Raw genomic sequence first — 26,998 nt, 5'->3', positions numbered from 1 at the left:
TCGCCCGGGGTGCTTCACACCGGGCGATTTTGCTCCCATATGTGGGCCTCACAAAGACTTGGCTGGCGCGCCCGCGTCACGCCGGTAAAACTGGAAAACAAGGGTGAGGCATGGGGTTGCGCTGCAATCCGTCCAAAACCCGGTTTTGAATTATTTTCATACTGATTCCGGGGCCGGCATTTCCCCAGAGACGCCGGAATTGGTAGGGCGGAGAATCGCATGGCTTCTGCAGCGGAACAATTGGCATCCAACCTCAATTTTTCGACCTTTGCCAAAGCCGAGGATTTGAAGAAGCGCCTGTGGTTCACACTGGCAGCTCTCCTCGTCTACAGGCTCGGCACCCATATCCCGCTTCCGGGTCTCAATCCCGAAGCCTATGCCCAGGCGTTCCGCGGCCAGGCAGGCGGCATTCTCGGCCTTTTCAACATGTTCTCGGGCGGCGCCGTTCAGCGCATGGCGATCTTTGCGCTCGGCATCATGCCCTATATCTCCGCTTCGATCATCGTGCAGCTGATGACGTCGGTCGTGCCGACGCTTGAAAACCTGAAGAAGGAAGGCGAGCAGGGTCGCAAGATCATCAACCAGTACACCCGCTACGGCACCGTCATTCTGGGTGCGCTTCAGGCTTACGGCATTGCGGCCGGCCTGGAGAGCGGCCAGGGCCTTGTCGTCGATCCGGGCTGGTTCTTCCGTATTTCCACCGTTCTGACGCTGCTCGGCGGCACGATGTTCCTGATGTGGCTGGGCGAGCAGATCACCTCGCGCGGTATCGGCAACGGCATTTCGCTGATCATCTTCGCCGGTATCGCAGCCGGCCTGCCGAGCGCTCTTGCCGGCACGCTTGAACTCGGCCGCACCGGGGCGCTGTCGACCGGCCTCATCCTGCTCGTCATCATTGTCGCAATCGCCGTCATCGGTGTCATCGTTTTCGTGGAGCGCGCCCAGCGCCGGCTGCTGATCCAGTATCCGAAGCGCCAGGTCGGCAACCGCATGTTCCAGGGCGATACGTCGCACCTGCCGCTGAAACTGAACACCTCGGGCGTGATCCCGGCGATTTTTGCCTCTTCGCTGCTGCTGCTGCCGGCGACAGTCGCGGGCTTTGCCAACACCACGGCCATGCCTGCCTGGGCGACGTCGATCGTTGCCGCCCTCGGCCATGGCCAGCCGCTCTACATGGTGCTCTATGCGGCGCTGATCGCCTTCTTCGCCTTCTTCTATACGGCCATCGTCTTCAATCCGAAGGACACGGCCGACAATCTGAAGAAGCATGGCGGCTTTATTCCCGGCATCCGTCCCGGTGAGCGCACCGCCGAATACATCGACTACGTGCTGACCCGTATCACGGTGATCGGCGCCATATATCTCGTCTTCGTCTGCATCCTCCCGGAGATTCTGGTGTCGCAAACCGGCATTCCATTATCCCTTGGTGGGACTTCGCTTTTGATCGTGGTTAGCGTAACTCTTGATACGGTTGCACAGATCCAGGGTCACCTGATCGCGCAGCAATACGAAGGCCTGATCAAGAAATCGAAGTTGCGAGGAGGAAAGAGGGGGCGATGAGACTTATCCTTTTGGGGCCGCCGGGCGCGGGCAAGGGAACCCAGGCCCAGCGGATCGTGGAAAAGCACGGCATTCCGCAGCTTTCCACGGGAGATATGCTGCGTGCGGCGGTCAACGCCGGCACGGAGATCGGCAAGCGCGCCAAGGCGGTCATGGACGCCGGTAAGCTGGTCTCGGATGAGATCGTTATCGCCATCGTCTCGGAGCGAATCGATCAGCCCGATTGCGCCAACGGTTTCATTCTCGATGGCTTCCCCAGGACGCTCGTTCAGGCGGACGCCACCGAAGCGATGCTGAGAGCAAAGGGTCTTGGTCTCTCCGTCGTCATCGAATTCCGTGTCGATGATGCCGAATTGGTCCGTCGTGTTGCCGGCCGCTACTCCTGCGCCCAGTGCGGTAGCGTCTATCACGACACGGACAAGGTCCCGGCCAATGAGGGTGTGTGCGACAAGTGCGGCTCTACCCACTTCAAGCGCCGTCCCGACGACACTCCGGAGACCATGACGGCCCGGTTGCAGGTCTACTACAAGGAGACCTCACCGCTGATCGGTTACTACCATGCCAAGGGCAAGCTCAGATCTGTCGACGGCATGGCTGAAATCGACCAGGTGACTGCTGAGGTCGAAGCCATTCTTTCCAAGCTTTAAGGCTTGAAAATAAACTTGGCGGAAACGGTTGCTTTTCAGCAGTGATTCCGCTAAACACCGCGCCAACTCGCGACATTCCCTGCGATCGGCGCGGATTTCCCTGGGAAGTCCGGGTGCGGTCGTTTTGACATGTTACGGACATTAAATCTGAACGGGCGGCCCTGAGGGTCGCATAACGAAGCCCACTTGCCGGATGGCAACTGGAATGCAAGGAGAACAGGCGTGGCACGTATCGCTGGCGTCAACATCCCGACTGCAAAGCGCGTAGTCATCGCGCTGACCTACATTCACGGGATCGGTCCGAAATTCGCACAGGAAATCGTCGAGAAGGTCGGTATTCCGGCTGAGCGTCGTGTGCATCAGCTGACGGACGCTGAAGTCCTTCAGATCCGCGAAACCATCGACCGTGACTATCAGGTCGAGGGTGATCTTCGTCGCGAAACCGCGATGAACATCAAGCGTCTGATGGATCTCGGCTGCTACCGCGGCCTGCGTCATCGTCGCGGCCTTCCGGTCCGCGGTCAGCGCACGCACACCAATGCCCGCACCCGTAAGGGTCCGGCAAAGGCAATCGCTGGCAAGAAGAAGTAATTTCCGGGAAACCGGGGTGGGGAGGCTGGCGGTCCGCGCCGGCCTCTTTTGAGTTTGGAGCGGGACCATGTAGGCGCCGTTCCGGTGTAGCCGCTGGTATTACGGCGGTGAAGAGATCAAAGAAAGGAATAGCATGGCTAAGGAAGCCGTCCGCGTTCGCCGTCGCGAGCGCAAGAATATCTCGTCGGGTGTCGCGCACGTTAACTCGACCTTCAACAACACGATGATCACCATCACCGATGCGCAGGGCAATGCGATCGCTTGGTCGTCGGCTGGCGCCAAGGGCTTCAAGGGTTCGCGCAAGTCGACCCCCTTTGCTGCCCAGATCGCTGCCGAAGACTGCGCCAAGAAGGCCCAGGAACACGGCATGAAGTCGCTGGAAGTCGAAGTCTGCGGTCCGGGTTCGGGTCGTGAATCGGCTCTGCGTGCGCTCCAGGCTGCAGGTTTCATGATCACGTCCATCCGCGACGTGACGCCGATCCCGCACAATGGCTGCCGTCCGCGCAAGAAGCGCCGCGTCTGATCATCGCTCTCGTCACCGGTGAGCGCCTTGGCGCTCCCGGTGGTTTTCAAGCTCGGTTGTCACGATTGGATGGTGGCAACGAACGGAAGGCAAACTCATGATTCAGAAGAACTGGCAGGAACTGATCAAGCCGAACAAGGTGGAGTTCTCCTCGAGCTCGCGCACCAGGGCGACGCTCGTCGCCGAACCGCTGGAGCGCGGCTTCGGCCTCACCCTCGGCAACGCGCTTCGCCGCGTTCTGCTCTCCTCGCTGCGCGGTGCTGCCGTTACGGCGGTGCAGATCGATGGCGTGCTGCATGAATTCTCCTCGATTCCCGGCGTCCGCGAAGATGTCACGGATATCGTGCTCAACATCAAGGAAATCGCCATCAAGATGGATGGCGACGACGCAAAACGCATGGTCGTGCGCAAGCAGGGCCCGGGCGTTGTCACGGCTGGCGACATTCAGACGGTCGGCGATATCGAAATCCTCAACCCCGAGCATGTGATCTGCACGCTCGACGAGGGCGCCGAGATCCGGATGGAGTTCACCGTCAATAACGGCAAGGGTTATGTTCCGGCCGAGCGTAATCGTGCGGAAGATGCTCCGATCGGCCTTATCCCGGTCGACAGCCTCTATTCGCCGGTCAAGAAGGTGTCCTACAAGGTTGAAAATACCCGCGAAGGGCAGGTTCTCGACTACGACAAGCTGAACATGACCATCGAAACAGATGGCTCGATCACCGGCGAAGACGCCGTCGCTTTTGCGGCGCGCATCCTCCAGGATCAGCTTGGCGTCTTCGTCAACTTCGACGAGCCGCAGAAGGAAACCGAAGAGGAAGCAGTCACCGAACTTGCTTTCAACCCGGCTCTCCTCAAGAAGGTGGACGAACTAGAACTGTCGGTCCGTTCGGCAAACTGCCTGAAGAACGACAACATCGTCTACATCGGTGACCTGATTCAGAAGACCGAAGCAGAAATGCTCCGCACGCCGAATTTTGGTCGCAAGTCGCTGAACGAAATCAAGGAAGTTCTCGCTTCCATGGGCCTGCACCTCGGCATGGAAGTGCCGGCATGGCCGCCCGAGAACATCGAAGATCTCGCCAAGCGCTACGAAGACCAATATTAAGAAAACAAAAGGCAGGCTCTTTCGACTGCCTTTCCCCGTCAAACAGCAGGCATATCGCCTGCATGTGCCAGGAAACGGCAGGCCCGGTAACGAAGTAAGGGCACTGCATTAAAGGAGAATAGCAATGCGCCATGGTAAAGCCGGCCGCAAGCTGAATAGAACTGCAAGCCACCGCAAGGCGATGTTCGCCAATATGGCGGCTTCGCTGATTACCCACGAGCAGATCGTCACGACCCTGCCGAAGGCCAAGGAAATCCGTCCGATCGTCGAAAAGCTCGTCACGCTCGGCAAGCGCGGCGACCTGCACGCTCGCCGTCAGGCGATCTCGCAGATCCGCGATGCTGCCGTCGTCTCGAAGCTGTTCGACACGATCGCAACGCGTTACGCCACCCGCAACGGCGGCTACCTGCGCATCATGAAGGCCGGCTTCCGCCAGGGCGACAACGCCGCCATGGCCGTGATCGAGTTCGTCGACCGCGACACTTACGCCAAGGGCGCAGCCGACAAGGCCCGCGTCGCTGCCGAAGAGCAGGCCGTCGCCGCCTAAGTCTTCCGTTTCGGCGGATAGAAAACAGCCGGGCTGCGAAGCCCGGCTGTTTTCATTTGTGCATCGGCCGAAAACGGAAGCGGCGCAGCTTCTTCGGTGACGGAGCGATGTCTGTCCCGAGCTCCAAACTGTGGAGATTAAGATGGAAGGTTCTATGCGCGAAGCGCATTCTCGAGCGCAGCTCCTCCGTCTCGGGGCTGTGCTTGTGGTGATTGCGGCCGGCCTGGCGCTCAGGCGCTTCGGCTACGCGGTCGATCTGCCTTTCGTCGTCGTCAAATATGGCGGGTCGGCGCTGTGGGGGGCGATGGTCTATCTGCTGGTGGCGCTCGTTCTCGGAAAGTCACCGCGGGCAGTCATTGCGGTCATGGCGCTGTTCATGGCAATCGCAGTCGAATTCTTCCGACTTTATCATACACCCTGGTTGGACGCGTTTCGGTTGACGACTGCAGGCGCCTTGTTGCTTGGCCGGATATTTTCCCTTTGGAACATAGCGGCCTATGCGATCGGCATCGCTGTGGTCTGTGCCTTTGATCCCGCGCGCCGTTGACGGCTGGCTTCAGGAAACCGACGCCACCGCACGATTGCGCTGCCGCCCCTGGCTTTTCTTCCGACTGCGCGCGATCGGCCGCCAGGAGCGGTAAAGGATGAGCGCGATGATCAACCCCACATAAATAAACTGCTCGAGATCGAGGATCTTGGTCGAAAGGGCAAAATGCAGAGCCCCGCAGGCGGCAATGATGGTGACGAGGCGGTGTAACCAGATCCAGGTCGTACCGAGGTGACGAATCGAGAAATTATTGGATGTCACCGCCAGGGGAATAAGCATGGCAAGGCCAGCCATGCCGAACATGATGAACGGGCGCTTCAGCACGTCGTTGACGACGGCCTGAATATCCATCGCCTGGTCGAGCACCATGTAAACGGTGAAATGCATCAGCGCATAGTAGAAGGTCAAAAGGCCGAGAGCGCGGCGGTAGCGCAGATAATTCCAGCCGAACAACTCGCGGGCAGGGGACACTGCAAGTGTTGCGATCAGGAAGCGGATTGTCCAGATGCCGAGGAAGAGCTCAAAGGTCTTGACCGGATCGGCGCCGAGCTGATCGGTCGCGCCGAGATAGAAGGTCCAGGCGGCGGGCACGAACCCGACGACATAAAGCAGCCAGACGGAAGCGGGCTGCCAGCGCTTCGGGATGGCGAGCGACAGTTCCGCCATCAGAAATTCGCCTTCAGATCCATGCCGGCATAAAGGCTCGCCACCTCGTCGGCATAGCCGTTGAAGGGCAGGGTGGGGTGACGGCTGGCGCCGAAGAAGCCGCTTTCGCCGATGCGCCTCTCGCTCGCCTGGCTCCAGCGCGGATGGTCGACGGCTGGATTGACGTTGGCGTAGAAACCGTATTCCTGCGGATTGGTCACCTGCCAGGTGTTCTTCGGCTGCTGGTCGGTGAGCGTGATCCTGACGATCGACTTGATGCCCTTGAAGCCGTATTTCCACGGCACGACGAGGCGGATCGGCGCACCGTTCTGGTTCGGCAGCGTTTCGCCATAAAGCCCGACGGCAAGCAGCGTCAGCGGGTGGCGCGCCTCGTCCAGCCGCAGGCCCTCGACATAGGGCCAGTCGAGCGACTGGAAGAAGCCCTTCTGCCCGGGCATCTCCTCCGGTCGCACGACGGTTTCGAAGGCGATATATTTGGCGCTGCCGAGCGGCTCCACCTTGTCGAGCAGCGCCGCCAGCGGAAACCCGTTCCATGGAATGACCATCGACCATGCCTCGACGCAGCGCATCCGATAGGTGCGCTCCTCGATCGGGAATTCCTTCATCAGCGCCTCGACGTCGAAGGTACCTGGCTTGTTGACCATGCCGTCGACCTTGACCGTCCAGGGCAGCGGCTTGAAATCGCCGGAGAGAGCGGCGGGGTCGCCCTTGTCGAGACCGAACTCATAGAAATTATTGTAGGTCGTGACGTCCTTGATCGGCGTCGTCTTCTCATCGACCTTGTACTTGCTCTCGACGGCGGAAAGGGCGGCCGCGCTGGCCTTTCCAGCGCCATAGAGCGCCATGGCGCCAAGCGTCGCTGCGCCCAGGAATTCACGGCGGCGCAGATAGATCTGGCGCGGCGTGATCTCCGACGACGCGATCTTTGGGGGGCGATAGTTTGGCATGTCGAAACCTCCAGGGCGGATATTCCGAATATAGTCCTTAAACGAACCGCCCGCATGTTCGGATCAATTTCTATGCCTTGAATATTGCTGACAGGAAGCCAATTTTTTGTGTTCTGCTGTGATGGGATAGGGTGTAACCAAAGGCCCGCCGAACCGTATATATTCGAATGGCGCTCAACGCGCTTCTCCTGGCGGCGTACCGGATTTGGCCTTGCCGGTAGTGACAGCCCCCATCGATTGGATTAGGACAATTCCAAAAAGCGGCGTTCGCCCGGCCCGCAGGCTTCATTGCCGCCCCGGCTTCGCCTGATGTTTCCGACATGTCGAGGAAGACCCCGATGCCAGCTTACCGTTCCAGAACCACGACCCACGGCCGCAACATGGCGGGCGCGCGCGGCCTTTGGCGCGCCACGGGCATGAAGGACTCGGATTTTGGCAAGCCGATCATCGCGGTGGTGAATTCCTTCACCCAGTTCGTGCCGGGCCACGTCCATCTGAAGGATCTCGGCCAGCTCGTCGCCCGCGAAATCGAGGCGGCCGGCGGCGTCGCCAAGGAGTTCAATACGATCGCCGTCGACGACGGCATCGCCATGGGCCATGATGGCATGCTCTATTCGCTGCCCTCGCGCGAGTTGATCGCCGACAGCGTCGAATACATGGTCAATGCCCATTGCGCTGATGCAATGGTCTGCATTTCCAACTGCGACAAGATCACTCCCGGCATGCTGATGGCATCGCTGCGCCTCAACATCCCCACCGTCTTCGTGTCCGGCGGTCCGATGGAAGCGGGCAAGGTCGTGCTGCATGGCAAGCAACATGCGCTCGACCTCGTCGACGCCATGGTCGCGGCTGCCGACGACAAGATCTCTGATGACGACGTCAAGGTGATCGAGCGTTCAGCCTGTCCGACCTGCGGCTCGTGCTCCGGCATGTTCACCGCAAACTCCATGAATTGCCTGACGGAGGCGCTCGGCCTGTCGCTGCCCGGCAATGGTTCGACGCTTGCCACCCATGCCGATCGTAAGCGCCTCTTCGTCGAGGCCGGCCACCTGATCGTTGATCTCGCCCGCCGCTACTACGAGCAGGACGACGTCAAGGCGCTGCCGCGCACCATTGCCTCCAAGCAGGCTTTCGAGAATGCGATGGCGCTCGATATCGCCATGGGCGGTTCGACCAATACGGTCCTGCACATCCTGGCAGCAGCCCATGAAGGCGAAGTCGATTTCACTATGGCCGATATCGACGCCCTGTCGCGCCGGGTGCCATGCCTGTCGAAGGTCGCGCCTGCCAAGAGCGATGTACACATGGAAGATGTCCATCGCGCTGGCGGCATCATGTCGATCCTCGGAGAGCTCGATAAGGGTGGCCTGCTGAACCGCGATTGCCCGACCGTCCATGCCGAGACGCTCGGCGATGCAATCGATCGCTGGGACATCACCCGCACCAGCAGCGACACCGTCCGCAACTTCTATCGCGCCGCTCCCGGCGGCATCCCGACCCAGGTCGCCTTCAGCCAGGAGGCCCGCTGGGACGAGCTCGACACCGATCGCCAAAACGGCGTCATCCGTTCGGTCGAACATCCCTTCTCGAGGGATGGCGGTCTTGCCGTGCTGAAGGGTAATCTCGCGGTCGACGGCTGCATCGTCAAGACGGCCGGCGTCGATGAATCGATCCTGAAATTCTCAGGCCCGGCCCGCGTCTTCGAAAGTCAGGATGCGTCGGTCAAGGCGATCCTCGCCAACGAGATCAAGGCTGGCGACGTCGTCGTCATCCGCTACGAAGGCCCGAAGGGCGGTCCCGGCATGCAGGAAATGCTCTATCCGACGAGCTATCTGAAGTCGAAAGGCCTCGGCAAGGCCTGTGCGCTCATCACCGACGGCCGCTTCTCCGGCGGCACCTCGGGTCTCTCGATCGGCCATGTCTCGCCGGAAGCGGCAAATGGCGGCACGATCGGCCTGGTGCGCGAAGGCGACATGATCGATATCGATATCCCCAACCGTACGATCAGCCTGCGTGTCAGCGAGCCCGAGCTCGCCGCCCGCCGCGCCGAGCAAGACGGCAAGGGCTGGCGGCCGACCGAGGTTCGCAAGCGCAACGTCACCACCGCGCTCAAAGCTTACGCTGCCTTCGCGACGAGCGCCGATCGCGGCGCCGTGCGGGATCTGAACGCTCGTTGAGTAGCCTCGAACCTACGGCCCGCTGATTAAGAGTCAGCTGCTTTGTCAACCGGTCGCTGTCAAAGCGGCCGGTTGATGTTTTTATAGGTCTCGCCGAGCTGCTTCATCCGCTCGTCGTAGGCAGCCTTGATGCAGGCGGCATCGGCGCCGCATTCCTGCCGCTTCTTCAGCCAGGCGGTCTGCTCGTCCTGCAACGTGCCGCGCGAGCCCATGGCCAGCAGCCCGGAGAGCAGCTCGAAGGTCGTTACCATCTTGACGTCGGCGTCGTTGAGGGCGCGGTTGTCGCAGATCGCCTTTTCGTCCGGCTTCAATTCCTTCGCATCACAATCGAAGCTCGCCGACCATGCAGGATCCGATGGGAAAATCAGGATCGCCAAACCGAGCGCGGCCGACATTCGCCATGTCATCATCATCTTCCTTTACTGCCGATCAAATCAGCTTGCGCACTGCCAGAGCCAGAAAGATGATGCAGGCGAGCCAGACGACAAGGATGAAGATCAGTCCGGCCCCGCCGGAGGGGCGCTCAGTCCGCCTTGAGGCCTCCTGGCGAAGCGCAGCCATCACCTCTGCCGGCACAAGCCGCGTCGCCAGCAGGATGCCGAGCGGCACGATGACGAGATCGTCGACATAGCCGAGCACAGGAATGAAATCGGGGATCAGATCGATCGGCGAAAGCGCATAAGCTGCGACAGCGCCAGCGACCGCTTTCGCATACCAGGGCACGCGAGGATCGCGGGCGGCAAGCCACAGCGCCACGATGTCACGCTTCAGTGACTTTGCCCAGATTTTGGCTTTTGATATCAGTTGCATGGTGGATCTTCCCGGATCAAATTCGCAGCGCCTTCAGGGCACTTCCTTGCCTTATTCTTCCATGCTTCCGCCCTCTTTCCTTTCTAGCGTCGGACGCTACAACGTTGCTTAAGAGGATTCAAAAGGGATACCCATGCAAGGCCTGTTCAAGCGCGCCTCCGTTTCGCTCTTCGCTCTCATGCTCGTTCTGCCGGCTGCGGCCCAGGCGCAGACGGCAAAGACGGTGCCCGAGAGCCAGATGCAGATGCAGCTCTCATTTGCGCCGCTGGTCAAACAGACCTCGGGCGCCGTCGTCAACGTCTATGCGGAAAAGATCATCCAGCGCCAGTCGCCCTTTGCCGGCGATCCCTTCTTCGAGCAGTTCTTCGGTCAGCAGATGCCGAATCGATCCGAGAAGCAGTCCTCGCTCGGGTCCGGCGTCATCGTCGAGGCGAACGGCACTGTCGTCACCAACAATCACGTCGTCGAAGGCGCCGATGACATCAAGGTGGCGCTGCCGGATGGCCGCGAATTCCCCTGCAAGGTGGTGTTGCGCGATGACCGCGTCGACCTCGCCGTGCTGAAGATCGACACCAAGGAGAGCTTCCCGACGCTGCCGATCGGCAATTCCGATACTGTCGAAGTCGGCGATCTGGTGCTGGCGATCGGCAATCCCTTCGGCGTCGGCCAGACGGTGACGAGCGGTATCGTCTCCGCACTTGCCCGTAACCAGGTGGTCAAGAACGAGTTCGGCTTCTTCATCCAGACCGACGCCTCGATCAATCCGGGCAACTCGGGCGGCGCATTGATGAACATGAAGGGCGAGCTGATCGGCATCAACACCGCGATCTTCTCGCGCGGCGGCGGCTCGAACGGCATCGGCTTCGCCATTCCTGCCAATCTCGTCAAAGTCTTCCTCGCTTCCGCCGATGCCGGCGTCAAATCCTTCGAGCGGCCCTATGTCGGCGCAAGCTTCGATGCCGTGACGTCGGAAGTCGCCGAAGCGCTTGGGCTCAACAAAGTACGCGGCGCACTCGTCGTCAAGGTTTCGGAAGGCAGCCCGGCGGCGAAGGCCGGGCTGAAGGCCGGCCAGATCGTCACATCAGTCAACGGCATTTCCGTCGAGCATCCGGATGCGTTGCTCTATCGCCTGACGACAGCCGGCCTCGGCAAAACGGTCAATCTGACCGTCATTGACAACGGTCACGAGGAGCAGTTGTCGCTGGCGCTCGACCGCGCGCCGGAGACCTCGCCGCGCGACCAGCGCGTCATCGGCGGGCGCACTCCCTTTACCGGCGCCGTCGTCGAAAACCTGTCGCCGCGCGTCGCAGATGAATTGCGCATGCCCTCGGAATCGGCGGGTGTCGTCGTTGCCGATGTCAAGGAAGATTCCCCGGCAGCCCGCCTGGGTTTTGAGCCCAAGGATATCATCGTTTCGATCAACGGAACGGAAGTAAAATCGACCAAAGAACTGGCCGAGATAGCCAGCAGCGATCCGGGTCTCTGGCGGGTCGAGATCGAGCGCGATGGCCAGCGTATCAGGCAGTTCTTTCGATGAGCAATGATCTCTTCGCGCCGCGTATTCCGGAGGAGGTTGCCGCCAGGCGGCCGCTTGCCGACCGGTTGCGGCCGAAGACGCTTGCCGATGTCACCGGCCAGGAACATCTGACCGGTGAGGACGGCGTGCTGAAGAGGATGATCGAAAGCGGTTCGCTCGGATCGATGATCTTCTGGGGTCCGCCAGGCACCGGCAAAACGACCGTGGCGCGGCTGCTTTCCGGTGAGGCGGGGCTGGCCTTCGAGCAGATTTCGGCGATCTTTTCCGGCGTCGCCGATCTGAAGAAAGTGTTCGAGGCGGCTCGCATGCGCCGCATGGACGGCCGCCAGACGCTGCTGTTCGTCGATGAGATTCATCGTTTCAACCGCGCCCAGCAGGACAGTTTCCTGCCGGTCATGGAGGACGGCACCGTCATCCTCGTCGGCGCCACCACCGAAAATCCCTCCTTCGAGCTCAACGCCGCTCTGTTGTCGCGCGCCCGCGTCCTCACCTTCAAGTCACATGACGAAGAGAGCCTGGAGGAATTGCTGACGCGCGCCGAGGCGATCGAGCAGAGGCCGCTGCCCCTGACCGAGGAGGCGCGCGCCAGCCTGATCCGCATGGCCGATGGCGACGGCCGCGCGGTGCTGACGCTTGCCGAAGAGGTCTGGCGCGCGGCGCGCGAGGGGGAGAGTTTCGACACCGAAGCGTTGGCGCATATCGTCCAGCGCCGCGCCCCTGTCTACGACAAGGCGCAGGACGGCCACTACAATCTGATTTCGGCATTGCATAAATCGGTGCGCGGCTCGGATCCGGATGCTGCGCTCTATTATCTCGCCCGCATGTTCGATGCCGGCGAAGATCCACTCTATCTCGGCCGGCGTCTGGTGCGCATGGCAGTGGAGGATATCGGCCTTGCCGATCCGCAGGCGCTGGTGATCTGCAACGCCGCCAAGGATGCTTATGACTACCTGGGGTCGCCGGAGGGGGAGCTGGCGCTTGCCCAAGCCTGCGTTTATCTCGCCACCGCTCCGAAATCGAATGCCGTCTATACCGCCTTCAAGGCGGCAAGCCAGGCCGCGAAGCAGAACGGCTCGCTGTTGCCGCCCAAACATATCCTCAATGCGCCGACCAAATTGATGAAAGGCGAGGGCTATGGTGAAGGTTATCGCTACGACCATGACGAGCCGGACGCCTTTTCCGGCCAGGATTATTTCCCGGAGAAAATGGGCCGCCAGACCTTCTACGATCCGCCGGAGCGCGGCTTCGAGCGGGATATCCGTAAGCGGCTGGAATGGTGGGCGAAGCTGCGCAAAGAGCGCAATCCGCGCTGACGCGTGGGCGGGGTTAACCGCCAAGAGCGACCGCTATGGCGACCAGAAGCAATCCGAGGCAAGTCATCGTCATCCCCGCATAAAAGGGCCTGCCTCCCGAAAATTTCGCCCACGCATAACCCGTCACGAACAGCAGCATGATGAGAAACAGGTTGCTGACTCTCAGAGCGAGGTGGGCGCTGTCGATGAGAAACAAAGGGGTCACGGCCGGTATGGACGTGACCGAGACGAGAAAAACGACCGCGAGGGCGGCAAGGAGATCATTTTTCGAGAGGGACGCCCTCACAGGATCGGCCCTGCGTGCGAGCGTCAGCAGTGATCTGTAAAGCGGGTCCGCATCGGCAGCCTTTGCAGAAAACGGTGCTTCTTCGATCGGGAATTCTTGCGCGAGCATGTTGAGCGCCGCGGTCTCGCTTCCGGCGGCTTTGATTTGCCGAAAAAGGCGCAGCCGCCTGCTCTTGTAAAACGTCGTCCCCAGAACGAACAAAACGGCGTCAATGATCCCCCAGGCGACGTTGCATCCGACTGTTGCGACGATCAACTCCTGAGCATCCAACCCCTCTTCTTCAAAAACAAGTCTCGAGCCGACCGTCAAAGTCAGCGCCATGATCAGTCCGAAAAGGACTTCACCGAGTGCATCGCCGGGATCGATGATATCGGTAACACGATCAATCGGGTTCGAAGTCATGGGCTGCCCCAGGTGATTAGATCTTCGTCTGCCGTTCCTCTCTCCGCGATCCGAGCATGAATGGGAGCCGACTCCAGCTGGCGGCGTGGTGGAAGCCCCGCGACTGAGAATTGTGAACGACGACTCGGGATGATTCATTGATCGTGATCAAGATCAGTACGATTGGCCGTCTCGTGATCAGGTCTGTCGACAAAACACGTCCGTGCCTGTCCCGGCGCGTCAGAAAAGATGCCGGTGCTGCAAAGCTCAGGAGGGGCGTGGCGTCTTCTGATTGACAGGCGCGGCGATCACCTTGACGGCGGATTCCGCGAGCCCGTGGTGGCCTTCCATATCGACGACAACGTGCCAGTGGCCGCTTTCCGGAACGGCGAGCTTGACCGGCGACTTGCGCGCCACGCCGCCGATATATTTGAAATCGAGAACCTCGGTGAAACGCTGGAAGTTCGGCGCCGTCATCAGACGAACATTGTTCACCGCATTCAGAGACACCTCGACGATCGTTCCGGCTCGCTGTTCCTTGAGATCGTAATGGGTGAAGCGGAAATTCGGTTTCTGCATCGTCTCGCGGCGTCTGATAACTTGGCGAGATTTTACCAGCATGCCGGTTAACGAAAAGTTGGAAATCGGCGCGGTGTCGGGAAAGGGATGATCGACCCCGATGGCCGCCGCTCTCCTCGTTGTCAGTTGCCGCGCCGGTTTTCCCGATCCAGCTGCGTTACCAGCGCCAGGATCGTCTCCGATACCGGGGTCGGCACGGCGATCAGGCGTCCAAGCGCCACCAGCATGCCCACAAGCGGGGTAATTTCGAGCGCCTTGCCGCCGATCAAGTCTTGCAACATCGAGGTTCGAACCCCGCCGATGTGGCGCGATTGCTCCAGCCGCTGCTCGACTGACATGGCAAAATGCGCGCCGACCGCGTCGCCGACGGCGCGCACTTCCTTCATGACCTTGCTGATCAGATCCATGAGCGACGGATCCGCCATAATGTCGGTCATCAGCGCCCGCGTCAGAGCGCTGATCGGGTTGAAGGCGGCATTGCCCATCAACTTGCTCCAGATTTCGCTGCGGATGTCCGCCGTGGTCGTAATGCTGAGGCCGGCGCCGGTCAGCACCGCTGCTATGGTCGAAAGATCGGCAGACATTTCGCCGGAGGGCTCGCCAAGCACGAAGCGGCCGTTGTGAGAAAGCCGGATCTCGCCCGGGCTGGCAACTTCCGCACCTTGATAAGCGACGCAGCCAATCACGCGGTCGGGGCCGATCAGCCGCCAGAGCCTGCCGCCGGGATCGAGCTCGTCGAATTGCAGCTCCGCATATCCGCTCCTGGTATCGCGATGAAAATACCACCACGGAATGCCGTTGAGGATCATAACGACGCGGGTGCCTTGCTTGAGCAGACCGGCGATCCCCTCGGCGGCAGGCGGCAGCTGATGTCCCTTCAGGCCGGTGATGACGAGATCCTGTCGCGGCAATGTCTTCGGATCGTCGGTTGCCGTCACGCGCACCTTGAGCGGGGTTTCCGCATCGGCCCCGCGCAGGCTGAGACCGTGGCTGCGGATCGTATCGAGATGCGCCCCACGCGCGACGACGGAGACGTCGATGTCGTTATCTTCCTTGCCTGCGAGCTTGGCGGCGATAGCGCCGCCAAGGGCGCCGGCGCCATAAATACAGATGGTCTTGATGGACATGCGTTGCCTCTTCACGGGTCACGGTCTGACTTACATCTAGGCCAACCTCAGCGAGAGGCGAATGCCAATTCGCCGCAAGGCTTCTTTGCATCAATTCCAAGGCGCTGCCGCCGCATGCCCAAATCCGAATGCGGCGGCATTGGTCTTGGCTGCTCAGACCCCAGCGGTTGCGTGGCTTTCAAAATCCGTGGAGACGGCAAGCTCGCGCCAGTCGGCCAGTTCCTTTTCGACACTCGCATGCTGCGCCTCGATCATAGCGACCGTATCGCTGCCGAATGGCATGCGCAGTGGCGGGTTGGCGGAGTCGACCATCGTCATGATGCCGGCAGCGAGCTTGGCGGGGTTGCCAGGCTGGGCGTGATGGGCGTCGGCGGCGAAACTACGCATGTTTCCGGCCGGCGTGCCTTCGTAATCGGCGATCGAGGCCGGGCTTATTGCAAGCGAGCTGTCGGCGAGGAAGTCCGTGCGGAAGAAGCCGGGCTCGACGATCGTCACCTTGATGCCGAGAGGTTCGAGTTCGGCGGCCATGGATTCCGACAGTCCCTCGACGGCGAATTTGGTCGAGCCGTAGACGCCCCAGCCGGGATAGCCGAAATAGCCGCCGATCGAGGAGAAGTTCAGGATGTGGCCGGAACGCTGGCGGCGCATATATGGCAGCACGGCGCGTGTCACCTTCAGGAGACCGAAGACATTGGTGGCATAGATCTTTTCGATCTCTTCGGCTGTGGCTTCCTCGACGGCGCCGAGCAGGCCGTAGCCGGCATTGTTGGCAAGCACGTCGATGCGGCTGAAGCGGGCGATGCCGGCGGCTGCAGCCTCCTTCGCCTGCGTCTCGTTGGTGACGTCGAGGGCGACGGCCAGCAGGTTCGGATGATCCCCGAACTGCTCGATAATGGTCTTGGCGTTGCGGGCGGTGGCGATGACGGCATCGCCCGCTGCAAGTGCTTCCTTGGTCATCAACGCGCCGAAACCGCGGGATGCACCAGTAATAAACCAGACTTTCATGACGAATTCCCTTTGTTGGCGTCGCATCTTTGTGCTGACGGGCTGAATTTGACCGAAATTCCGATGCTGTATAAGATTTGTTATTATTGAAGCTATGATGAGCGGAATTCAGCAATGCGTGCGACGGAACTTTCCGAACTGGCCGCCTTCGCGGCCGTGGCGCGGCACAAGAGCTTCCGCAAGGCGGGGGAGGAGCGGGGCGTCACAGCCTCTGCCGTTAGCCATGCCGTGCTAAATCTGGAAGACAGAGTGGGCATTCGACTGCTCAACCGCACAACCCGCAGCGTTTCGCTGACGGAAGCCGGCGAACTCCTGGTCTCACATCTCGCCCCGGCGTTCGGGGAGATGGCGACCGCACTCGATGCGCTGAACCGCTACCGCGACACGCCATTCGGCAGGGTGAGGATCAACGTGCCGAATTCGATCGGTTCCTTCGTCATCGGCCGTGTCATCGCCCCTTTGATTGAACGTAATCCCAATTTGCAGCTGGAAATTAACGCGACCGATCGGCTGGTCGACATCGTCGAGGAAGGTTTTGATGCCGGCATCCGTTTCGGCGAGCGCGTCACGGAAGGCATGATCGCCCTGCGCATCAAGCCGCGCATCCGCCTGGTCGTTGTCGGTTCACCGGCCTACTTCGCAAGGCGTCCGAAGCCGCAAACGCCTTACGAGCTCAAGCGCCACCTCTGCATCCAGAACATGTTTCCCTCCGGTGCACGTTATGCCTGGGAATTCGAGAAGGACGGCCAGACGGTGAGCTTTCAGCCGACCGGACCGCTTTCGCTCGACGATCACGAACTGATGATGCAGGCAGCGCTCGGCGGCGTCGGCCTTGCCTATATCTGGGAGCCTCGCGTCGCAAAGGCCATTGCCGACGGAGAGCTCGTCCAGGTGCTCGATGATTGGTGTCAGCCGGAGGAACCGCTCTATCTCTATTATCCCAGCCGCCGACACATGTCTGCGGGCTTCAGGGCGGTGATCGACGCGATCAGGGCAGAGTAAAAGCTTCAATTCCTACCCACGCAGACCAGCGATCGTCTGAAGCGCCTGAAGATAAATCGTCAGGTCGCGTGCAGGATCCGCCGGCAGAGCGGTCGCACGGAATACCTTGCCTCCCGTCGCCTCGACGCCTCCGTCGATCATCAGGTTGTCGGCCATGCCGTGATTTTCAATCGCGATGCCGTCAGGCCCGCGCGGGCGTCCGCTCGTCTCGTCGATCCCCATTCCCGCATACCAGATCGAGCGGACGCGCAGCCCATAGTCGTCGGGGTGGTTGGTATAGGCGAAGACCGATTTCCCGAGAGCAATCATGAAGCCGATCTCGTAGACCGTGCCCGGGTCGGCGCTGACGCCCCGAAAGGGAGTGATGTTGGCGAGGCAGATTTCGGCCCGGCGCATGGCGACGTCATTGCGGGCGTAGATCTCCGCAGCCGTCCGCTTTATCGGCGTCTGGTTCTCGTCACTGCCGGGCCCCGTCGGTTCGAAGCCGAACTGACGCGCCAACCGGCGCTTCTCGGCCATGATGGGCAGTGCATCGGGAAGAAAGACTTCCGGGCCGGCAAGATAAATGGTGGTCATCGGTATCCTTCATTCCTAAGCGAGCCGAAGCACGGAAGTTGAGGGCAGGGCGGGAGCCTATTTCCGACGGTAGCCTGCCAGATGGCAAGCCGCGCTGGCGGTGATTGTCGATTTTTTCCGGTCTCCGTTGGAGACTTGAAAAAGCGGAAGGTTGCACTCGTCACCCTTTTGACTCCGCTGGGCAAAGCGGCCAAAGATACGGCCATCGGCAGCATCATCGGGAGAGATTGATGAAGGGGCGGATTTTGTCGAATGCTGATCGAGGAGGGTCGAAGCGGCCCAGATATCTCTTTCCCGCCTTGGTCGTGCTGATTCTATCGTCTCCACTGGCGCTGGGACAGGAAATCGGGCCGCAAAGCCAGTCCTCGCATGCGCAGGTCGAAAAGCTGCTCGGCCTCTGGAAGGAGCATTTTGCCGGCGCCGACAGTCTGCAAGAGCGCAGGGCTGCTTTCGCCAGGCTGATGGAAACAATGCCCGGGCCGACGCGCATCCAGGTTAGGCAGGTCGATGCCGACGGCGTGGATGGCGAGCTGATGTGGCCCGCCCGGCTCCATCACCCGATCGGCAAAAGGGTGATTCTCTACATTCATGGCGGCGGCTTTTCCGGCGGTTCCATCCGCACGCACAGCCTCTTCGCCGGTTCGCTCGCCAAGGCCGCATCCAGCGACGTGCTTCTGATCAATTATCGGTTGATGCCGGAGTATGCCTATCCCGCCCAGATCAACGACGCGCTGACGGCCTACCGCTGGCTTCTCGATAACGGCTATCGCAACGAGAATGTCATCGTGGCGGGAGACGGCGCCGGTGGCAATATCGCGCTCGAGGCTGTGCTGCGGCAGAAGCAGGCAGCAAAGCCCCTGCCGGCGGCGGTGATTGCGCTGAGCCCGATCACCGATCTCGCCGCGACGGGCGGAACGATGACGGCAAATGCCGGCAGCGACCCGCTGGTCGATAAGGCGTGGCTCGAGACTTTGCGTAAGACCTATCTCGGCAGCCGGCCTGCCACCGATCCTCAGGCCTCACCGCTTTATGCCGACATGACGGGATTCCCGCCGCTATTGCTGCAGGTCGGTTCCGGCGAAGCCCTGCTTGACGACACGCTGCGCCTCGCCGACAAAGCGCGCGAGGAGGGCGTGGATGTGACCACCGAGGTCTGGCCGGGCATGCCGCATCAGTGGCAGCTATTTCCCGCCATGCTCGACGATGCCGATCGCTCGAGCCAGACTATTGCCGAGTTTGCGATCCGGCATTTTGCCGACAAACCGGAAGAATAGGGGCCACAGCCGCCGGCGTCAGCCGACACTGCATCAATGCGATGTGCCGCCCGAGGGTGTGGGCGCCAGAGGCCGCTCGACTTCCCGGCCGACACTGAGCGCCTTTCGCACATTCGGCTCCAGCCGCTCGATATAGGCGTGATCGGGCGCAGCGCCGAGCGCATCCAGCATTTTCGAAAAGAAACAGCGGGCCGCTGTGGCGGCCGTGACGTCGAAGATTTCGGCGTCACTCAGCCCGTGTTTCTTCAATCCGTCTATATCCTGCTGCGTGACCGATGTCGCATCACGCGCCACCTTGGCTGCAAAGGTCATGATCGCGCGTTCGCCGGCATCGATCGGCGCCTTTTCGGTCTCGTTGACAACCGCCGTCAGCCCGTCGCTGGTAAATCCCTCGCGCAGCAGCACGGAGCCGTGCGCCAGCATGCAATAGGAGGATTTGAGTTCTTTGGCCGCCGCCAGCGTTACCAGTTCGTAGCGCCTGAGGCTCATATGGCCGCGAATGCTCGAAAGCAGCCCGGCCCAGCTCTCCATTACCTCCGGCCGGTGGCCGAAGGCACGATACATGTTCGGCAGATAACCATAATTCGCCTCGGCCGACGCGTACATCGACGTCGTCTTCTCGCTGGCGGATGCATCCGGGGTGTGAATGAAAGCCATGGCATGATCCTCCTCTATTGCGAGAAGGATAGGGTAGATATGCCGGACAGCAATCCCGCTCCGGCAGTTCGGGAACGAGCCATCGGCCATAGGCTGAATGATCAGGCAACATCGTTGCTCGCCAGTACGTCAGCGGCTCTCTTGATTGGAAGAGTGACGGTGAAGGTGGACCCGCACCCTCTTGCACTCCGCACCTCTATCGAGCCTTGATGCAGTTCGATGATCTGCTTCACAAGATTGAGGCCGATACCGGTTCCGGCAATCCCGGTCGACGTCCGCGCGCGGAAATAGCGCTGAAACAACCGGGGCACGTCTTCAGCATCGATCCCCACGCCATCGTCGCTGACCGAAACCTTGATATTGCCCGTCTCCTCCCATGCCGTGACACGAATTTCGGAGGTTCCTGGCGCGTATTTCACCGCATTCGACAGCAGATTGGTAAAGACCTGGCTTAAGCTGCGGGGATCGGCATCGATGAATTCCGGCAACCCGTCTATGTCAAGCACGAAACCATGCGTCTTCGAGATCGCCGACTGCCGCTCGCAGCATGTTCTGATCAACGTTCCCACGGCGCAGGCGTCATAACTGATATCGATCTTGCCGGTATCGAGGCGTCCGGCCGCCAGGATGCTCTCGATGAGATCGACGATCCGGTTCACCGATGCACGGATCTGTTCGACCTTGTCGTTGAGAAATTCGGCCTCGACCGTGCCGCCTTTCCGGAGCAGCCGCTGGGCGGCAGCATCGATGATTGCAAGCGGGGTGCGGAATTCATGTGATGCCATCGCCACGAACTGCCGCTGCAATTCGTTGATGCTCCGCTCCTGGGCGAGCATCCGCTCAAGTTCGCGCGCCTGCCGTTCGACCTCTGCCGTTCGGCTTTGCACCGTAATTTCGAGTTGATCATGATGGCGGCGCAGTTCTTCCGCCAGCCGCACGGTCTTGGTGACGTCCTCGTGGGTCGCCACATATCCGCCGTTCTGCATCGGATTGTGGGTGATTTTGATGATGCGCCCGTCGGTAAGCGCGATGTTCTGGCTCGCCGGCGCACCGAGTGCCGTCGCTTCGAAGACGACGTCAAAATAGGTGGCGGTATCGGCCGGACCATTTCCCTGCCGACATCGATAGGCGAGAATGTCCACCAGCGGCGTTCCGGGCTGCGTCAGAAAGTCCGGAAGATCGTACATCCGCGCATAGGACGCATTGGACAATATCAGCTTCTTCGTCGAATCGAACATGCAGAGCCCATGCGGCATATTGCTGAGGGCTGCATCGAACCGGTGATGCTGTTCCGTCAGATTGTCTTTTACGCGGATATGCGTCGAGATGTCTTCATAGCTTAGGATCCAGCTTCCCTCTCTCGAGGGAGCGCAGGTCAGTGAGATCATCCGTCCGTCGGACAGTGCAAACTGCGAGGTGTGCGGTCCGCCGATCGTCAACCCTGAACAAGCGGCTGCCTTGCAGTCAGCGGTGCCGGGCAAGCTGTGGATGTTCATTCCTCTGCGCAGAGCGCCATTGGGAAGGCCCAGAATATCAAGCGCGCGGGCATTGAAAGCCGTCACCATATTGGCAGAGTCAAGGAGAACAATGCCCTGCGGCAGGTTCTCCAGCATGGCTTCAAATGAATGCGGCATCTCCGGCCCCACTTTGGATCTGGCACGTTCCCGATCCCCAGAATTGGCCACAAACGATAAAGTTTCGCTAATGCCTCTGGACAGGAGTTCCTTGAGGGCAGTCCATGCCTCGCAATTAAATCGTTCCAAACAAACAATCTCGCCCTGCGGTGTCAGGACGACGGAGTAATGTCCATACGACGCCACTTTAACGGAAATACCTCTTGACATGTTTGGAACGTTCCAAATAAATATGCATTAGACGACGGTGGCGTCGGGAGGGCGAAATGACAAAAAACCGGGTGACCGTGATCGACATTGCGAAGGCCGCTGGCGTCTCCAAGTCGACGGTGTCGCTGGTGTTGCAGGGCTCCTCCCTCGTCAACGAGGGAACGCGCGCAAAGGTCAATGCCGTGATGCGGGAGCTTGGCTATGTCTACAATCGCGGCGCGGCCAATCTACGGCAGGCGGGTGCAAAATCGAGGATCATCGGCGTGGTCGTGAACGACCTGACGAACAGCTTCTTTGCCGAGCTGGCGGTGGGTGTCGATATGGTCGTTCAGTCGGCTGGTTTCGTGCAGTTCCTGGCGAATACCGGTGAGAGCATCGACAGGCAGCGCGAAGTTGTCGCATCTATGCGCGAACATGGCATTTCGGGCCTGATCGTCTCGCCGGCGCGCGCCACCGATGCCGCCGACTTCAAGCCACTGGTCGCGGCAGGGATTCCCGTCGTGGTAGTCGTTCGAAACCTGCCCGGCGCTAAGGTGTCGTCCATAGTCTCCGACAACCGGTCCGGCATGATGTCAGCCGTTCAGCATCTGGTGGGTCTCGGTCATAAGCGTGTCGCTTTTCTCGGCGGTTTTCCCGATACCGCTGTCTTCGACGATCGCCTTGCCGGTTACCGCAGCGGAATGGAAGCGGCCGGACTCGGCTACGACGAGGCACTCGTGATCTCGTCTGCCCCGTCGCGAGCGGGCGGCGTCGAGGCGATCGGAAAAGCGATTGCTTATGGCGATAGGCCCACTGCAGCCGTCTGCTTCAACGATGCAGTCGCCTTCGGAGTCTGCGACGGATTACGTGCGCGCCGTCTGGAGCCGGGCGCCGACTTTGCCGTCGTCGGTTTCGACGACGTCATCGAGGCTCAGGCGGCGGTTCCGGCGCTGACGACGGTCTCGGTCGATCCACAAGGCATCGGGCGCCGCGGCGCGCTGATGCTCCTCAAGCAGATCAATGCCGGCAAGGCCGAAGCGGAGACGGTGACGACAGCCGTTCGGCTCGTCGTCCGCGAAAGTTGCGGCGCCGGCACAGCCTCGCAGGCGAGGGCTGGCGGAGCGGCAAATTGAAACGGGGTTCGAAGTGACGCACATGAAGAAGCATCTGACACCAGCCGAAGCGGCGGCACTGATCCCGGACGGCGCCGTTGTCACAGTGTCCTCGTCGAGCGGTCTCGGCTGCCCCGACCTGATGCTGAAGGCGATCGGCGAGCGTTTCGATGCGACCGGCCATCCCCGTCACATTACAACCCTTCACCCGATTGCCGCCGGGGATATGAGTGGCATCAAGGGCGTCGACTGTATCGCCAAGAAGGGACTGCTCAAATGCGTCATCGGCGGCTCTTATCCCTCCGGCCCGTCGACGGCCGAACCGCCGCTGATCTGGCAGATGATCACCAACAATGAGATTCCGGCCTATAACATTCCCTCCGGTATTCTCTTCGACATTCACCGCGAGGCCGCCGCCAAGCGGCCGGGCGTCCTGACCAAGATCGGCATCGACACCTTCGTCGATCCCCGGCGGCAGGGCTGCGCGATGAACGAACTGGCTTCGAACGATCCGGTGGTCAAGCGCGTCAGCTTCGAGGGCGACGATTGGCTGTTCTTTCCCTCGATCGTTCCTCAGGTCGCCATCATTCGCGCTACGACGGCCGACGAACGCGGCAACCTCACATATGAACATGAAGGCGCCTATCTCGGCGGTCTCGATCAGGCCCTTGCCGCCCGCAATAATGGCGGGATCGTCATCGCGCAGGTCAAGCGGATCACCAAGGAAGGCTCGCTGAAACCGCATGACGTCCGGGTTCCGGGAATGCTGGTCGACTATGTCATCGTCGATCCCGAACAGAAGCAGACGACTCAGACGCAGTACGATCCGGCGATATCAGGGGAGATCTTCCGCCCGCTCGATAGCTTCAGCGTTCCGGAGTTCAATGTTCAGAAGGTCATTGCGCGTCGCGTCGCGCAGGAACTTCAAGCGGGAAGCTGCGTCAATCTTGGCTTCGGCATCTCGGCCAATGTGCCGCGCATTCTGCTGGAGGAGGGGCTCCACGGCGCGGTCACCTGGGTCATCGAGCAGGGCGCGGTCGGCGGCGTGCCGCTGCTTGACTTTGCCTTCGGCTGCGCCTCCAACGCCGATGCCTATATGCCGTCTCCCTATCAGTTCACCTATTTCCAAGGGGCAGGCTTCGATGCATCGCTGCTCTCCTTCCTCGAGATCGGCAGGGACGGTTCGGTCAATGTCTCCAAGCTCTCCTTCCGGCCGCATGTGACGGCGGGTGCCGGAGGCTTCGTCGACATCACGGCGCGGGCGAAGAAGATCGTCTTCTCCGGCATGTTCAACGCCGGAGCGAAGCTTTCGATCGCCGATGGAACTCTGCTCATCGAGAGGGAAGGCAAGCTGAAGAAGCTGGTGAACGAGGTCGAACACGTCACCTTCAGCGGCAGGCGGGCGATCGAGCAGCGGCAGGACATCACCTATGTCACCGAGCGGTGTGTGATGAAGCTGACGCCCGACGGCATCGTGTTGACCGAGATCGCTCCTGGGGTCGATCTGCAGGCTCATATCCTCGACCAGTCCGAGTTCCCGCTGATCGTCGCGCCTGATCTCAAGGTTATGGACGCCGCACTGTTCCTTGAGGCTGAGATCGGCCTCTCGCTTCCCGCAAAGAAGGCGCGGACATTGGAGGGCACCTTTCATGGCTAGCGGAACGGTCAAGGTCGATATCGAAGGCCACGTGGCAACGCTGACGATCTCCCGGCCGGAGAAGCTGAACGCGCTCGATCTCGACATGCTGAAGGCTTTGGCGGAGGCGGCCGACGCGGTGGAGGCGAACCCGGACGTTCGCGCAGCCGTTCTCACTGGCGAAGGAAAGGGCTTTTCTGCCGGCGGCGATATCAAGGCCTGGGGCGGAATGCTGCCGCAGGAATTCGGTCATTCCTGGGTTCGCCACGGCCACCGTATCTTCGAAAGACTGGCGACGCTCAGGGTGCCGCTGGTCGCGGCCCTGAACGGCCATGCCCTCGGAGGCGGGCTTGAGCTTGCAGGTGTCGCCGACATTCGCCTCGCCGAGCAACACATCAAGATCGGCCTGCCGGAGACCGGCCTTGGAATGGTGCCGGGCTGGTCCGGGACCCAGCGTCTCGTGCGCCGCTTCGGCGCCCAGGCCGTCCGGCGCATGGCGCTCGGCGGCGAGATTTTCACCGCCGAGGAGGCGCGCCTGCTCGGAATCGTCGATGCGGTAGTTCCAACCGGAAACGCGCTGGCCGCCGCCAGGGACTATGCTGAACGGATCGCCGCAAGGGGGCCGGCGGCCATCGAGATCGCCAAGTTGATGATCGCATCGGCGAACGGTGAAGACAATGGAACCGCGGTCGAAGCCCTGGGCTCGATCCTCGCCGCCAAGACCGGCGATCTGAAGGAGGGCGTCGCATCATTCAGCGAGAAGCGCCCGGCAACGTTCAAGGGAGAATGGTAATGACGGTCCTGGTCAACCCCACCGCGCTGAGCGATCACAAAGCGCGCGATTTCCAGATGCTGATCGACGGCAGATGGGAGGCCGGCAGCGCCGATCCGATCGAGCGTATCGCGCCGAGCCACGGGGTCGTGGTCAGCCGCTTCCCCACAGGCAGCAAGACGGATGCCGAGCGCGCCATTGCTGCCGCACGCAAGGCATTCGATCTCGGGCCGTGGCCGCGGATGACCGCTTCCGAACGGTCCGCCATCCTGCTCAAGGCTGCCGATCTGATCGCGGCGCGGGCAGAGGAGCTGGCGTTTCTCGATGCGATCGAGGCGGGGAAACCGATCACCCAGGTGCGGGGTGAAATTGCCGGTTCGGTCGACATCTGGCGTTACGCGGCGGCGCTTGCGCGCGACCTTCACGGGGAAAGCTATAACACGCTCGGCGATGGTACGCTCGGCGTCGTGCTGCGCGAAGCGATCGGCGTGGTGTCGATCATCACGCCCTGGAATTTTCCGTTCCTCATCGTCGGCCAGAAGCTGCCTTTCGCCCTGGCAGCGGGCTGCACGACCGTCGTCAAGCCCTCGGAACTGACATCGGGATCGACGCTCGTGCTCGGAGAAATCCTGCAGGAAGCAGGTGTTCCGGATGGCGTCGTCAACATTGTCACCGGTACGGGACCTGAGGTCGGCTCGGTCATGACGTCGCATCTGGACGTCGATATGGTGTCCTTCACCGGCTCGACCGGAGTCGGCAAGTTGACGATGTCGAATGCGGCGCAGACGCTGAAGAAGGTCTCGTTGGAACTCGGCGGCAAGAACCCGCAGATCGTATTCCCGGACGCCGATCTCGATGCCTTCGTCGATGCCGCTGTCTTCGGAGCCTATTTCAATGCCGGCGAGTGCTGCAACGCCGGCTCGCGGCTGATCCTCCATAAATCAACCGCCTCCGACATCGTCAGGCGGATTGCCGAGCTGTCGAAGGGAGTGAGGGTCGGTGATCCCCTAGATCCCTCGACGCAAGTCGGCGCGATCATCACGCCGCAGCATCTGGAAAAGATCTCGGGATATGTCGCCGGTGCGAGGGGCAGCGGCGCTCGCGTCGCCCATGGTGGCGAGACACTCGATCTCGGCATGGGGCAGTTCATGTCGCCGACGATCCTCGAAGCGGTGACACCCGATATGGCGGTGGCGCGCGAGGAAGTCTTCGGCCCGGTCCTGTCGGTTCTGACGTTCGAGACGACTGCCGAAGCGATCCGGATTGCAAATTCGATCGACTACGGCCTGTCGGCTGGCGTCTGGAGCCGCGATTTCGACACCTGCCTGACGATCGGCCGGTCGGTGCGGGCGGGCACGGTCTGGATGAACACTTTCATGGACGGCGCCTCAGAGCTTCCCTTCGGCGGTTACAAGCAGAGCGGCCTCGGCCGCGAGCTCGGCCGCCATGCGGTCGAGGAATACACGGAAACCAAGACGCTGAACATGCATATCGGCAAGCGCACCAATTGGTGGATGCCGCGAAGCTAAGGCCGGCTTGGCCGGCAGCGAAGCTACGCCTGAGGAGGGCGGGTGACCGGATGCGGGAATGGTTCCGCATCCTCCAAACTGAACTGGGAGGTTCTTTGATGCGTAAGTTTCTGACAACGACTGCGGTGATCGCATTGGCTCTGGCCGGCGCCGGCGTGCCCGCCCGCGCTGCCGACGTGAAGGAAGTGCAGATGCTGCACTGGTGGACGTCTGGCGGCGAGGCGGCCGCGTTGAACGTCCTGAAGGAGGATTTGTCGAAGGAAGGC

27 protein-coding genes and 1 pseudogene are annotated in these 26,998 nt (G+C 61.1%); 17 read left to right on the top strand and 11 right to left on the bottom strand.

Annotation, left to right across the window (positions count from 1 at the left end; genetic code table 11):
• Window positions 1–219 precede the first annotated feature (219 nt).
• From secY to ACQ7C1_RS05605, 7 genes are all read left to right on the top strand, one after another.
• The gene (gene secY / locus ACQ7C1_RS05635; protein WP_085777822.1) at window positions 220–1,560 is read left to right on the top strand and encodes a preprotein translocase subunit SecY; all 1,341 of its coding nucleotides are present in this window, start codon (window positions 220–222) and stop codon (window positions 1,558–1,560) included.
• The gene (locus tag ACQ7C1_RS05630; RefSeq protein WP_085777823.1) at window positions 1,557–2,207 is read left to right on the top strand and encodes an adenylate kinase; all 651 of its coding nucleotides are present in this window, start codon (window positions 1,557–1,559) and stop codon (window positions 2,205–2,207) included. The genes secY and ACQ7C1_RS05630 overlap by 4 nt, the downstream gene beginning before the upstream one ends.
• 222 nt (window positions 2,208–2,429) lie before the next feature.
• The gene (rpsM, locus tag ACQ7C1_RS05625) at window positions 2,430–2,798 is read left to right on the top strand and encodes a 30S ribosomal protein S13 (RefSeq protein ID WP_011424992.1); all 369 of its coding nucleotides are present in this window, start codon (window positions 2,430–2,432) and stop codon (window positions 2,796–2,798) included.
• Window positions 2,799–2,931: 133 nt separating this feature from the next.
• On the top strand, window positions 2,932–3,321 hold the full coding sequence (gene rpsK / locus ACQ7C1_RS05620; protein ID WP_003547577.1) for a 30S ribosomal protein S11: 390 nt from the start codon (window positions 2,932–2,934) through the stop codon (window positions 3,319–3,321).
• Window positions 3,322–3,418: 97 nt separating this feature from the next.
• Window positions 3,419–4,429, top strand: a complete 1,011-nt coding sequence (locus tag ACQ7C1_RS05615) for a DNA-directed RNA polymerase subunit alpha (RefSeq protein WP_003547579.1) — start codon at window positions 3,419–3,421, stop codon at window positions 4,427–4,429.
• 124 nt (window positions 4,430–4,553) lie between these two features.
• Window positions 4,554–4,976 (top strand): 50S ribosomal protein L17, encoded by a 423-nt coding sequence (rplQ, locus tag ACQ7C1_RS05610; RefSeq protein ID WP_011424993.1) that lies wholly within the window; start codon window positions 4,554–4,556, stop codon window positions 4,974–4,976.
• Between the two features lie 142 nt (window positions 4,977–5,118).
• Complete coding sequence (locus ACQ7C1_RS05605) at window positions 5,119–5,523, top strand: DUF2809 domain-containing protein (RefSeq protein WP_430957623.1); 405 nt, start codon at window positions 5,119–5,121, stop codon at window positions 5,521–5,523.
• A gap of 9 nt (window positions 5,524–5,532) precedes the next feature.
• On the opposite strand, the gene msrQ is transcribed toward ACQ7C1_RS05605, so the two are convergent.
• Window positions 5,533–6,189 (bottom strand): protein-methionine-sulfoxide reductase heme-binding subunit MsrQ, encoded by a 657-nt coding sequence (gene msrQ / locus ACQ7C1_RS05600; RefSeq protein WP_430957622.1) that lies wholly within the window; start codon window positions 6,187–6,189, stop codon window positions 5,533–5,535.
• The gene (msrP, locus tag ACQ7C1_RS05595) at window positions 6,189–7,136 is read right to left on the bottom strand and encodes a protein-methionine-sulfoxide reductase catalytic subunit MsrP (RefSeq protein ID WP_430957621.1); all 948 of its coding nucleotides are present in this window, start codon (window positions 7,134–7,136) and stop codon (window positions 6,189–6,191) included. The genes msrQ and msrP overlap by 1 nt, the downstream gene beginning before the upstream one ends.
• A 338-nt stretch (window positions 7,137–7,474) precedes the next feature.
• Between msrP and ilvD the strand changes: the two genes are divergently transcribed.
• Entirely contained in the window at window positions 7,475–9,313 is a 1,839-nt protein-coding gene (gene ilvD, locus ACQ7C1_RS05590; protein WP_085777826.1) for a dihydroxy-acid dehydratase, read from the top strand.
• Window positions 9,314–9,372: 59 nt separating this feature from the next.
• On the opposite strand, the gene ACQ7C1_RS05585 is transcribed toward ilvD, so the two are convergent.
• Together ACQ7C1_RS05585 and ACQ7C1_RS05580 are read right to left on the bottom strand one after the other, a co-directional pair.
• Window positions 9,373–9,723: a lysozyme inhibitor LprI family protein gene (locus ACQ7C1_RS05585; protein WP_086005019.1), complete on the bottom strand. Its 351-nt coding sequence runs from the start codon at window positions 9,721–9,723 to the stop codon at window positions 9,373–9,375.
• 19 nt (window positions 9,724–9,742) lie between these two features.
• Window positions 9,743–10,123: a YkvA family protein gene (locus ACQ7C1_RS05580; protein WP_097601656.1), complete on the bottom strand. Its 381-nt coding sequence runs from the start codon at window positions 10,121–10,123 to the stop codon at window positions 9,743–9,745.
• 133 nt (window positions 10,124–10,256) lie between these two features.
• On the opposite strand from ACQ7C1_RS05580, the gene ACQ7C1_RS05575 reads away from it, so the two are divergent.
• Together ACQ7C1_RS05575 and ACQ7C1_RS05570 are read left to right on the top strand one after the other, a co-directional pair.
• Window positions 10,257–11,660 (top strand): DegQ family serine endoprotease, encoded by a 1,404-nt coding sequence (locus ACQ7C1_RS05575; protein WP_183706378.1) that lies wholly within the window; start codon window positions 10,257–10,259, stop codon window positions 11,658–11,660.
• Window positions 11,657–12,973 (top strand): replication-associated recombination protein A, encoded by a 1,317-nt coding sequence (locus tag ACQ7C1_RS05570; RefSeq protein ID WP_430957620.1) that lies wholly within the window; start codon window positions 11,657–11,659, stop codon window positions 12,971–12,973. Before ACQ7C1_RS05575 ends, ACQ7C1_RS05570 begins: the two co-directional genes overlap by 4 nt.
• A gap of 13 nt (window positions 12,974–12,986) precedes the next feature.
• Here ACQ7C1_RS05570 and ACQ7C1_RS05565 read toward each other — a convergent pair whose 3' ends face one another.
• From ACQ7C1_RS05565 to ACQ7C1_RS05550, 4 genes are all read right to left on the bottom strand, one after another.
• Entirely contained in the window at window positions 12,987–13,661 is a 675-nt protein-coding gene (locus tag ACQ7C1_RS05565) for a VIT1/CCC1 transporter family protein (protein WP_430957869.1), read from the bottom strand.
• A 246-nt stretch (window positions 13,662–13,907) separates the two neighbouring features.
• On the bottom strand, window positions 13,908–14,219 hold the full coding sequence (locus ACQ7C1_RS05560) for a DUF1883 domain-containing protein (RefSeq protein ID WP_085777832.1): 312 nt from the start codon (window positions 14,217–14,219) through the stop codon (window positions 13,908–13,910).
• A 122-nt stretch (window positions 14,220–14,341) separates the two neighbouring features.
• Complete coding sequence (locus tag ACQ7C1_RS05555) at window positions 14,342–15,346, bottom strand: ketopantoate reductase family protein (protein ID WP_430957619.1); 1,005 nt, start codon at window positions 15,344–15,346, stop codon at window positions 14,342–14,344.
• A gap of 153 nt (window positions 15,347–15,499) precedes the next feature.
• The gene (locus ACQ7C1_RS05550) at window positions 15,500–16,351 is read right to left on the bottom strand and encodes an oxidoreductase (RefSeq protein WP_430957618.1); all 852 of its coding nucleotides are present in this window, start codon (window positions 16,349–16,351) and stop codon (window positions 15,500–15,502) included.
• Window positions 16,352–16,465: 114 nt separating this feature from the next.
• On the opposite strand from ACQ7C1_RS05550, the gene ACQ7C1_RS05545 reads away from it, so the two are divergent.
• Window positions 16,466–17,353 (top strand): LysR family transcriptional regulator, encoded by an 888-nt coding sequence (locus ACQ7C1_RS05545; protein WP_430957617.1) that lies wholly within the window; start codon window positions 16,466–16,468, stop codon window positions 17,351–17,353.
• Window positions 17,354–17,365: 12 nt separating this feature from the next.
• Here ACQ7C1_RS05545 and ACQ7C1_RS05540 read toward each other — a convergent pair whose 3' ends face one another.
• Window positions 17,366–17,929: a nucleoside 2-deoxyribosyltransferase gene (locus ACQ7C1_RS05540; protein WP_430957616.1), complete on the bottom strand. Its 564-nt coding sequence runs from the start codon at window positions 17,927–17,929 to the stop codon at window positions 17,366–17,368.
• Window positions 17,930–18,159: 230 nt separating this feature from the next.
• Between ACQ7C1_RS05540 and ACQ7C1_RS05535 the strand changes: the two genes are divergently transcribed.
• Window positions 18,160–19,203: an alpha/beta hydrolase gene (locus tag ACQ7C1_RS05535; protein ID WP_430957615.1), complete on the top strand. Its 1,044-nt coding sequence runs from the start codon at window positions 18,160–18,162 to the stop codon at window positions 19,201–19,203.
• A 33-nt stretch (window positions 19,204–19,236) separates the two neighbouring features.
• On the opposite strand, the gene ACQ7C1_RS05530 is transcribed toward ACQ7C1_RS05535, so the two are convergent.
• Complete coding sequence (locus ACQ7C1_RS05530; protein WP_085777838.1) at window positions 19,237–19,860, bottom strand: carboxymuconolactone decarboxylase family protein; 624 nt, start codon at window positions 19,858–19,860, stop codon at window positions 19,237–19,239.
• Between the two features lie 101 nt (window positions 19,861–19,961).
• A complete protein-coding gene (locus tag ACQ7C1_RS05525; RefSeq protein ID WP_430957614.1) occupies window positions 19,962–21,494 on the bottom strand; it encodes a PAS-domain containing protein in 1,533 nt (510 codons plus the stop codon).
• Between the two features lie 266 nt (window positions 21,495–21,760).
• On the opposite strand from ACQ7C1_RS05525, the gene ACQ7C1_RS05520 reads away from it, so the two are divergent.
• From ACQ7C1_RS05520 to ACQ7C1_RS05500, 5 genes and pseudogenes are all read left to right on the top strand, one after another.
• The gene (locus ACQ7C1_RS05520) at window positions 21,761–22,816 is read left to right on the top strand and encodes a LacI family DNA-binding transcriptional regulator (RefSeq protein WP_430957613.1); all 1,056 of its coding nucleotides are present in this window, start codon (window positions 21,761–21,763) and stop codon (window positions 22,814–22,816) included.
• Window positions 22,817–22,838: 22 nt separating this feature from the next.
• A complete protein-coding gene (locus tag ACQ7C1_RS05515; protein ID WP_430957612.1) occupies window positions 22,839–24,452 on the top strand; it encodes an acyl CoA:acetate/3-ketoacid CoA transferase in 1,614 nt (537 codons plus the stop codon).
• Window positions 24,445–25,224, top strand: coding sequence for an enoyl-CoA hydratase/isomerase family protein (locus ACQ7C1_RS05510; protein WP_430957611.1), 780 nt, complete (start codon window positions 24,445–24,447; stop codon window positions 25,222–25,224). Before ACQ7C1_RS05515 ends, ACQ7C1_RS05510 begins: the two co-directional genes overlap by 8 nt.
• A complete protein-coding gene (locus ACQ7C1_RS05505; protein WP_430957610.1) occupies window positions 25,224–26,732 on the top strand; it encodes an aldehyde dehydrogenase family protein in 1,509 nt (502 codons plus the stop codon). Before ACQ7C1_RS05510 ends, ACQ7C1_RS05505 begins: the two co-directional genes overlap by 1 nt.
• Before the next feature lie 98 nt (window positions 26,733–26,830).
• Window positions 26,831–26,998, top strand: a pseudogene (locus ACQ7C1_RS05500) (sugar ABC transporter substrate-binding protein); the annotation flags it as partial.

The sequence above is a fragment of the Rhizobium sp. Nf11,1 genome (genome assembly GCF_050587665.1).
Taxonomy (GTDB): domain Bacteria; phylum Pseudomonadota; class Alphaproteobacteria; order Rhizobiales; family Rhizobiaceae; genus Rhizobium.
The sequence above is the reverse complement of the archived record's forward strand: the minus strand, read 5'-3'. Positions and strand labels throughout refer to the sequence as shown.

What these genes read in the sequence shown, in the direction of transcription:
- secY (WP_085777822.1), top strand. Translation starts at nt 220, where the DNA reads ATGGCTTCTGCAGCGGAACAATTGGCATCCAACCTCAATTTTTCGACC.
- ACQ7C1_RS05630 (WP_085777823.1), top strand. Translation starts at nt 1,557, where the DNA reads ATGAGACTTATCCTTTTGGGGCCGCCGGGCGCGGGCAAGGGAACCCAG.
- rpsK (WP_003547577.1), top strand. Translation starts at nt 2,932, where the DNA reads ATGGCTAAGGAAGCCGTCCGCGTTCGCCGTCGCGAGCGCAAGAATATC.
- ACQ7C1_RS05615 (WP_003547579.1), top strand. Translation starts at nt 3,419, where the DNA reads ATGATTCAGAAGAACTGGCAGGAACTGATCAAGCCGAACAAGGTGGAG.
- rplQ (WP_011424993.1), top strand. Translation starts at nt 4,554, where the DNA reads ATGCGCCATGGTAAAGCCGGCCGCAAGCTGAATAGAACTGCAAGCCAC.
- ACQ7C1_RS05605 (WP_430957623.1), top strand. Translation starts at nt 5,119, where the DNA reads ATGGAAGGTTCTATGCGCGAAGCGCATTCTCGAGCGCAGCTCCTCCGT.
- msrQ (WP_430957622.1), bottom strand. Translation starts at nt 6,189, where the DNA reads ATGGCGGAACTGTCGCTCGCCATCCCGAAGCGCTGGCAGCCCGCTTCC.
- msrP (WP_430957621.1), bottom strand. Translation starts at nt 7,136, where the DNA reads ATGCCAAACTATCGCCCCCCAAAGATCGCGTCGTCGGAGATCACGCCG.
- ilvD (WP_085777826.1), top strand. Translation starts at nt 7,475, where the DNA reads ATGCCAGCTTACCGTTCCAGAACCACGACCCACGGCCGCAACATGGCG.
- ACQ7C1_RS05585 (WP_086005019.1), bottom strand. Translation starts at nt 9,723, where the DNA reads ATGATGACATGGCGAATGTCGGCCGCGCTCGGTTTGGCGATCCTGATT.
- ACQ7C1_RS05580 (WP_097601656.1), bottom strand. Translation starts at nt 10,123, where the DNA reads ATGCAACTGATATCAAAAGCCAAAATCTGGGCAAAGTCACTGAAGCGT.
- ACQ7C1_RS05575 (WP_183706378.1), top strand. Translation starts at nt 10,257, where the DNA reads ATGCAAGGCCTGTTCAAGCGCGCCTCCGTTTCGCTCTTCGCTCTCATG.
- ACQ7C1_RS05570 (WP_430957620.1), top strand. Translation starts at nt 11,657, where the DNA reads ATGAGCAATGATCTCTTCGCGCCGCGTATTCCGGAGGAGGTTGCCGCC.
- ACQ7C1_RS05565 (WP_430957869.1), bottom strand. Translation starts at nt 13,661, where the DNA reads ATGACTTCGAACCCGATTGATCGTGTTACCGATATCATCGATCCCGGC.
- ACQ7C1_RS05560 (WP_085777832.1), bottom strand. Translation starts at nt 14,219, where the DNA reads ATGCAGAAACCGAATTTCCGCTTCACCCATTACGATCTCAAGGAACAG.
- ACQ7C1_RS05555 (WP_430957619.1), bottom strand. Translation starts at nt 15,346, where the DNA reads ATGTCCATCAAGACCATCTGTATTTATGGCGCCGGCGCCCTTGGCGGC.
- ACQ7C1_RS05550 (WP_430957618.1), bottom strand. Translation starts at nt 16,351, where the DNA reads ATGAAAGTCTGGTTTATTACTGGTGCATCCCGCGGTTTCGGCGCGTTG.
- ACQ7C1_RS05545 (WP_430957617.1), top strand. Translation starts at nt 16,466, where the DNA reads ATGCGTGCGACGGAACTTTCCGAACTGGCCGCCTTCGCGGCCGTGGCG.
- ACQ7C1_RS05540 (WP_430957616.1), bottom strand. Translation starts at nt 17,929, where the DNA reads ATGACCACCATTTATCTTGCCGGCCCGGAAGTCTTTCTTCCCGATGCA.
- ACQ7C1_RS05535 (WP_430957615.1), top strand. Translation starts at nt 18,160, where the DNA reads ATGAAGGGGCGGATTTTGTCGAATGCTGATCGAGGAGGGTCGAAGCGG.
- ACQ7C1_RS05530 (WP_085777838.1), bottom strand. Translation starts at nt 19,860, where the DNA reads ATGGCTTTCATTCACACCCCGGATGCATCCGCCAGCGAGAAGACGACG.
- ACQ7C1_RS05525 (WP_430957614.1), bottom strand. Translation starts at nt 21,494, where the DNA reads ATGCCGCATTCATTTGAAGCCATGCTGGAGAACCTGCCGCAGGGCATT.
- ACQ7C1_RS05520 (WP_430957613.1), top strand. Translation starts at nt 21,761, where the DNA reads ATGACAAAAAACCGGGTGACCGTGATCGACATTGCGAAGGCCGCTGGC.
- ACQ7C1_RS05515 (WP_430957612.1), top strand. Translation starts at nt 22,839, where the DNA reads ATGAAGAAGCATCTGACACCAGCCGAAGCGGCGGCACTGATCCCGGAC.
- ACQ7C1_RS05510 (WP_430957611.1), top strand. Translation starts at nt 24,445, where the DNA reads ATGGCTAGCGGAACGGTCAAGGTCGATATCGAAGGCCACGTGGCAACG.
- ACQ7C1_RS05505 (WP_430957610.1), top strand. Translation starts at nt 25,224, where the DNA reads ATGACGGTCCTGGTCAACCCCACCGCGCTGAGCGATCACAAAGCGCGC.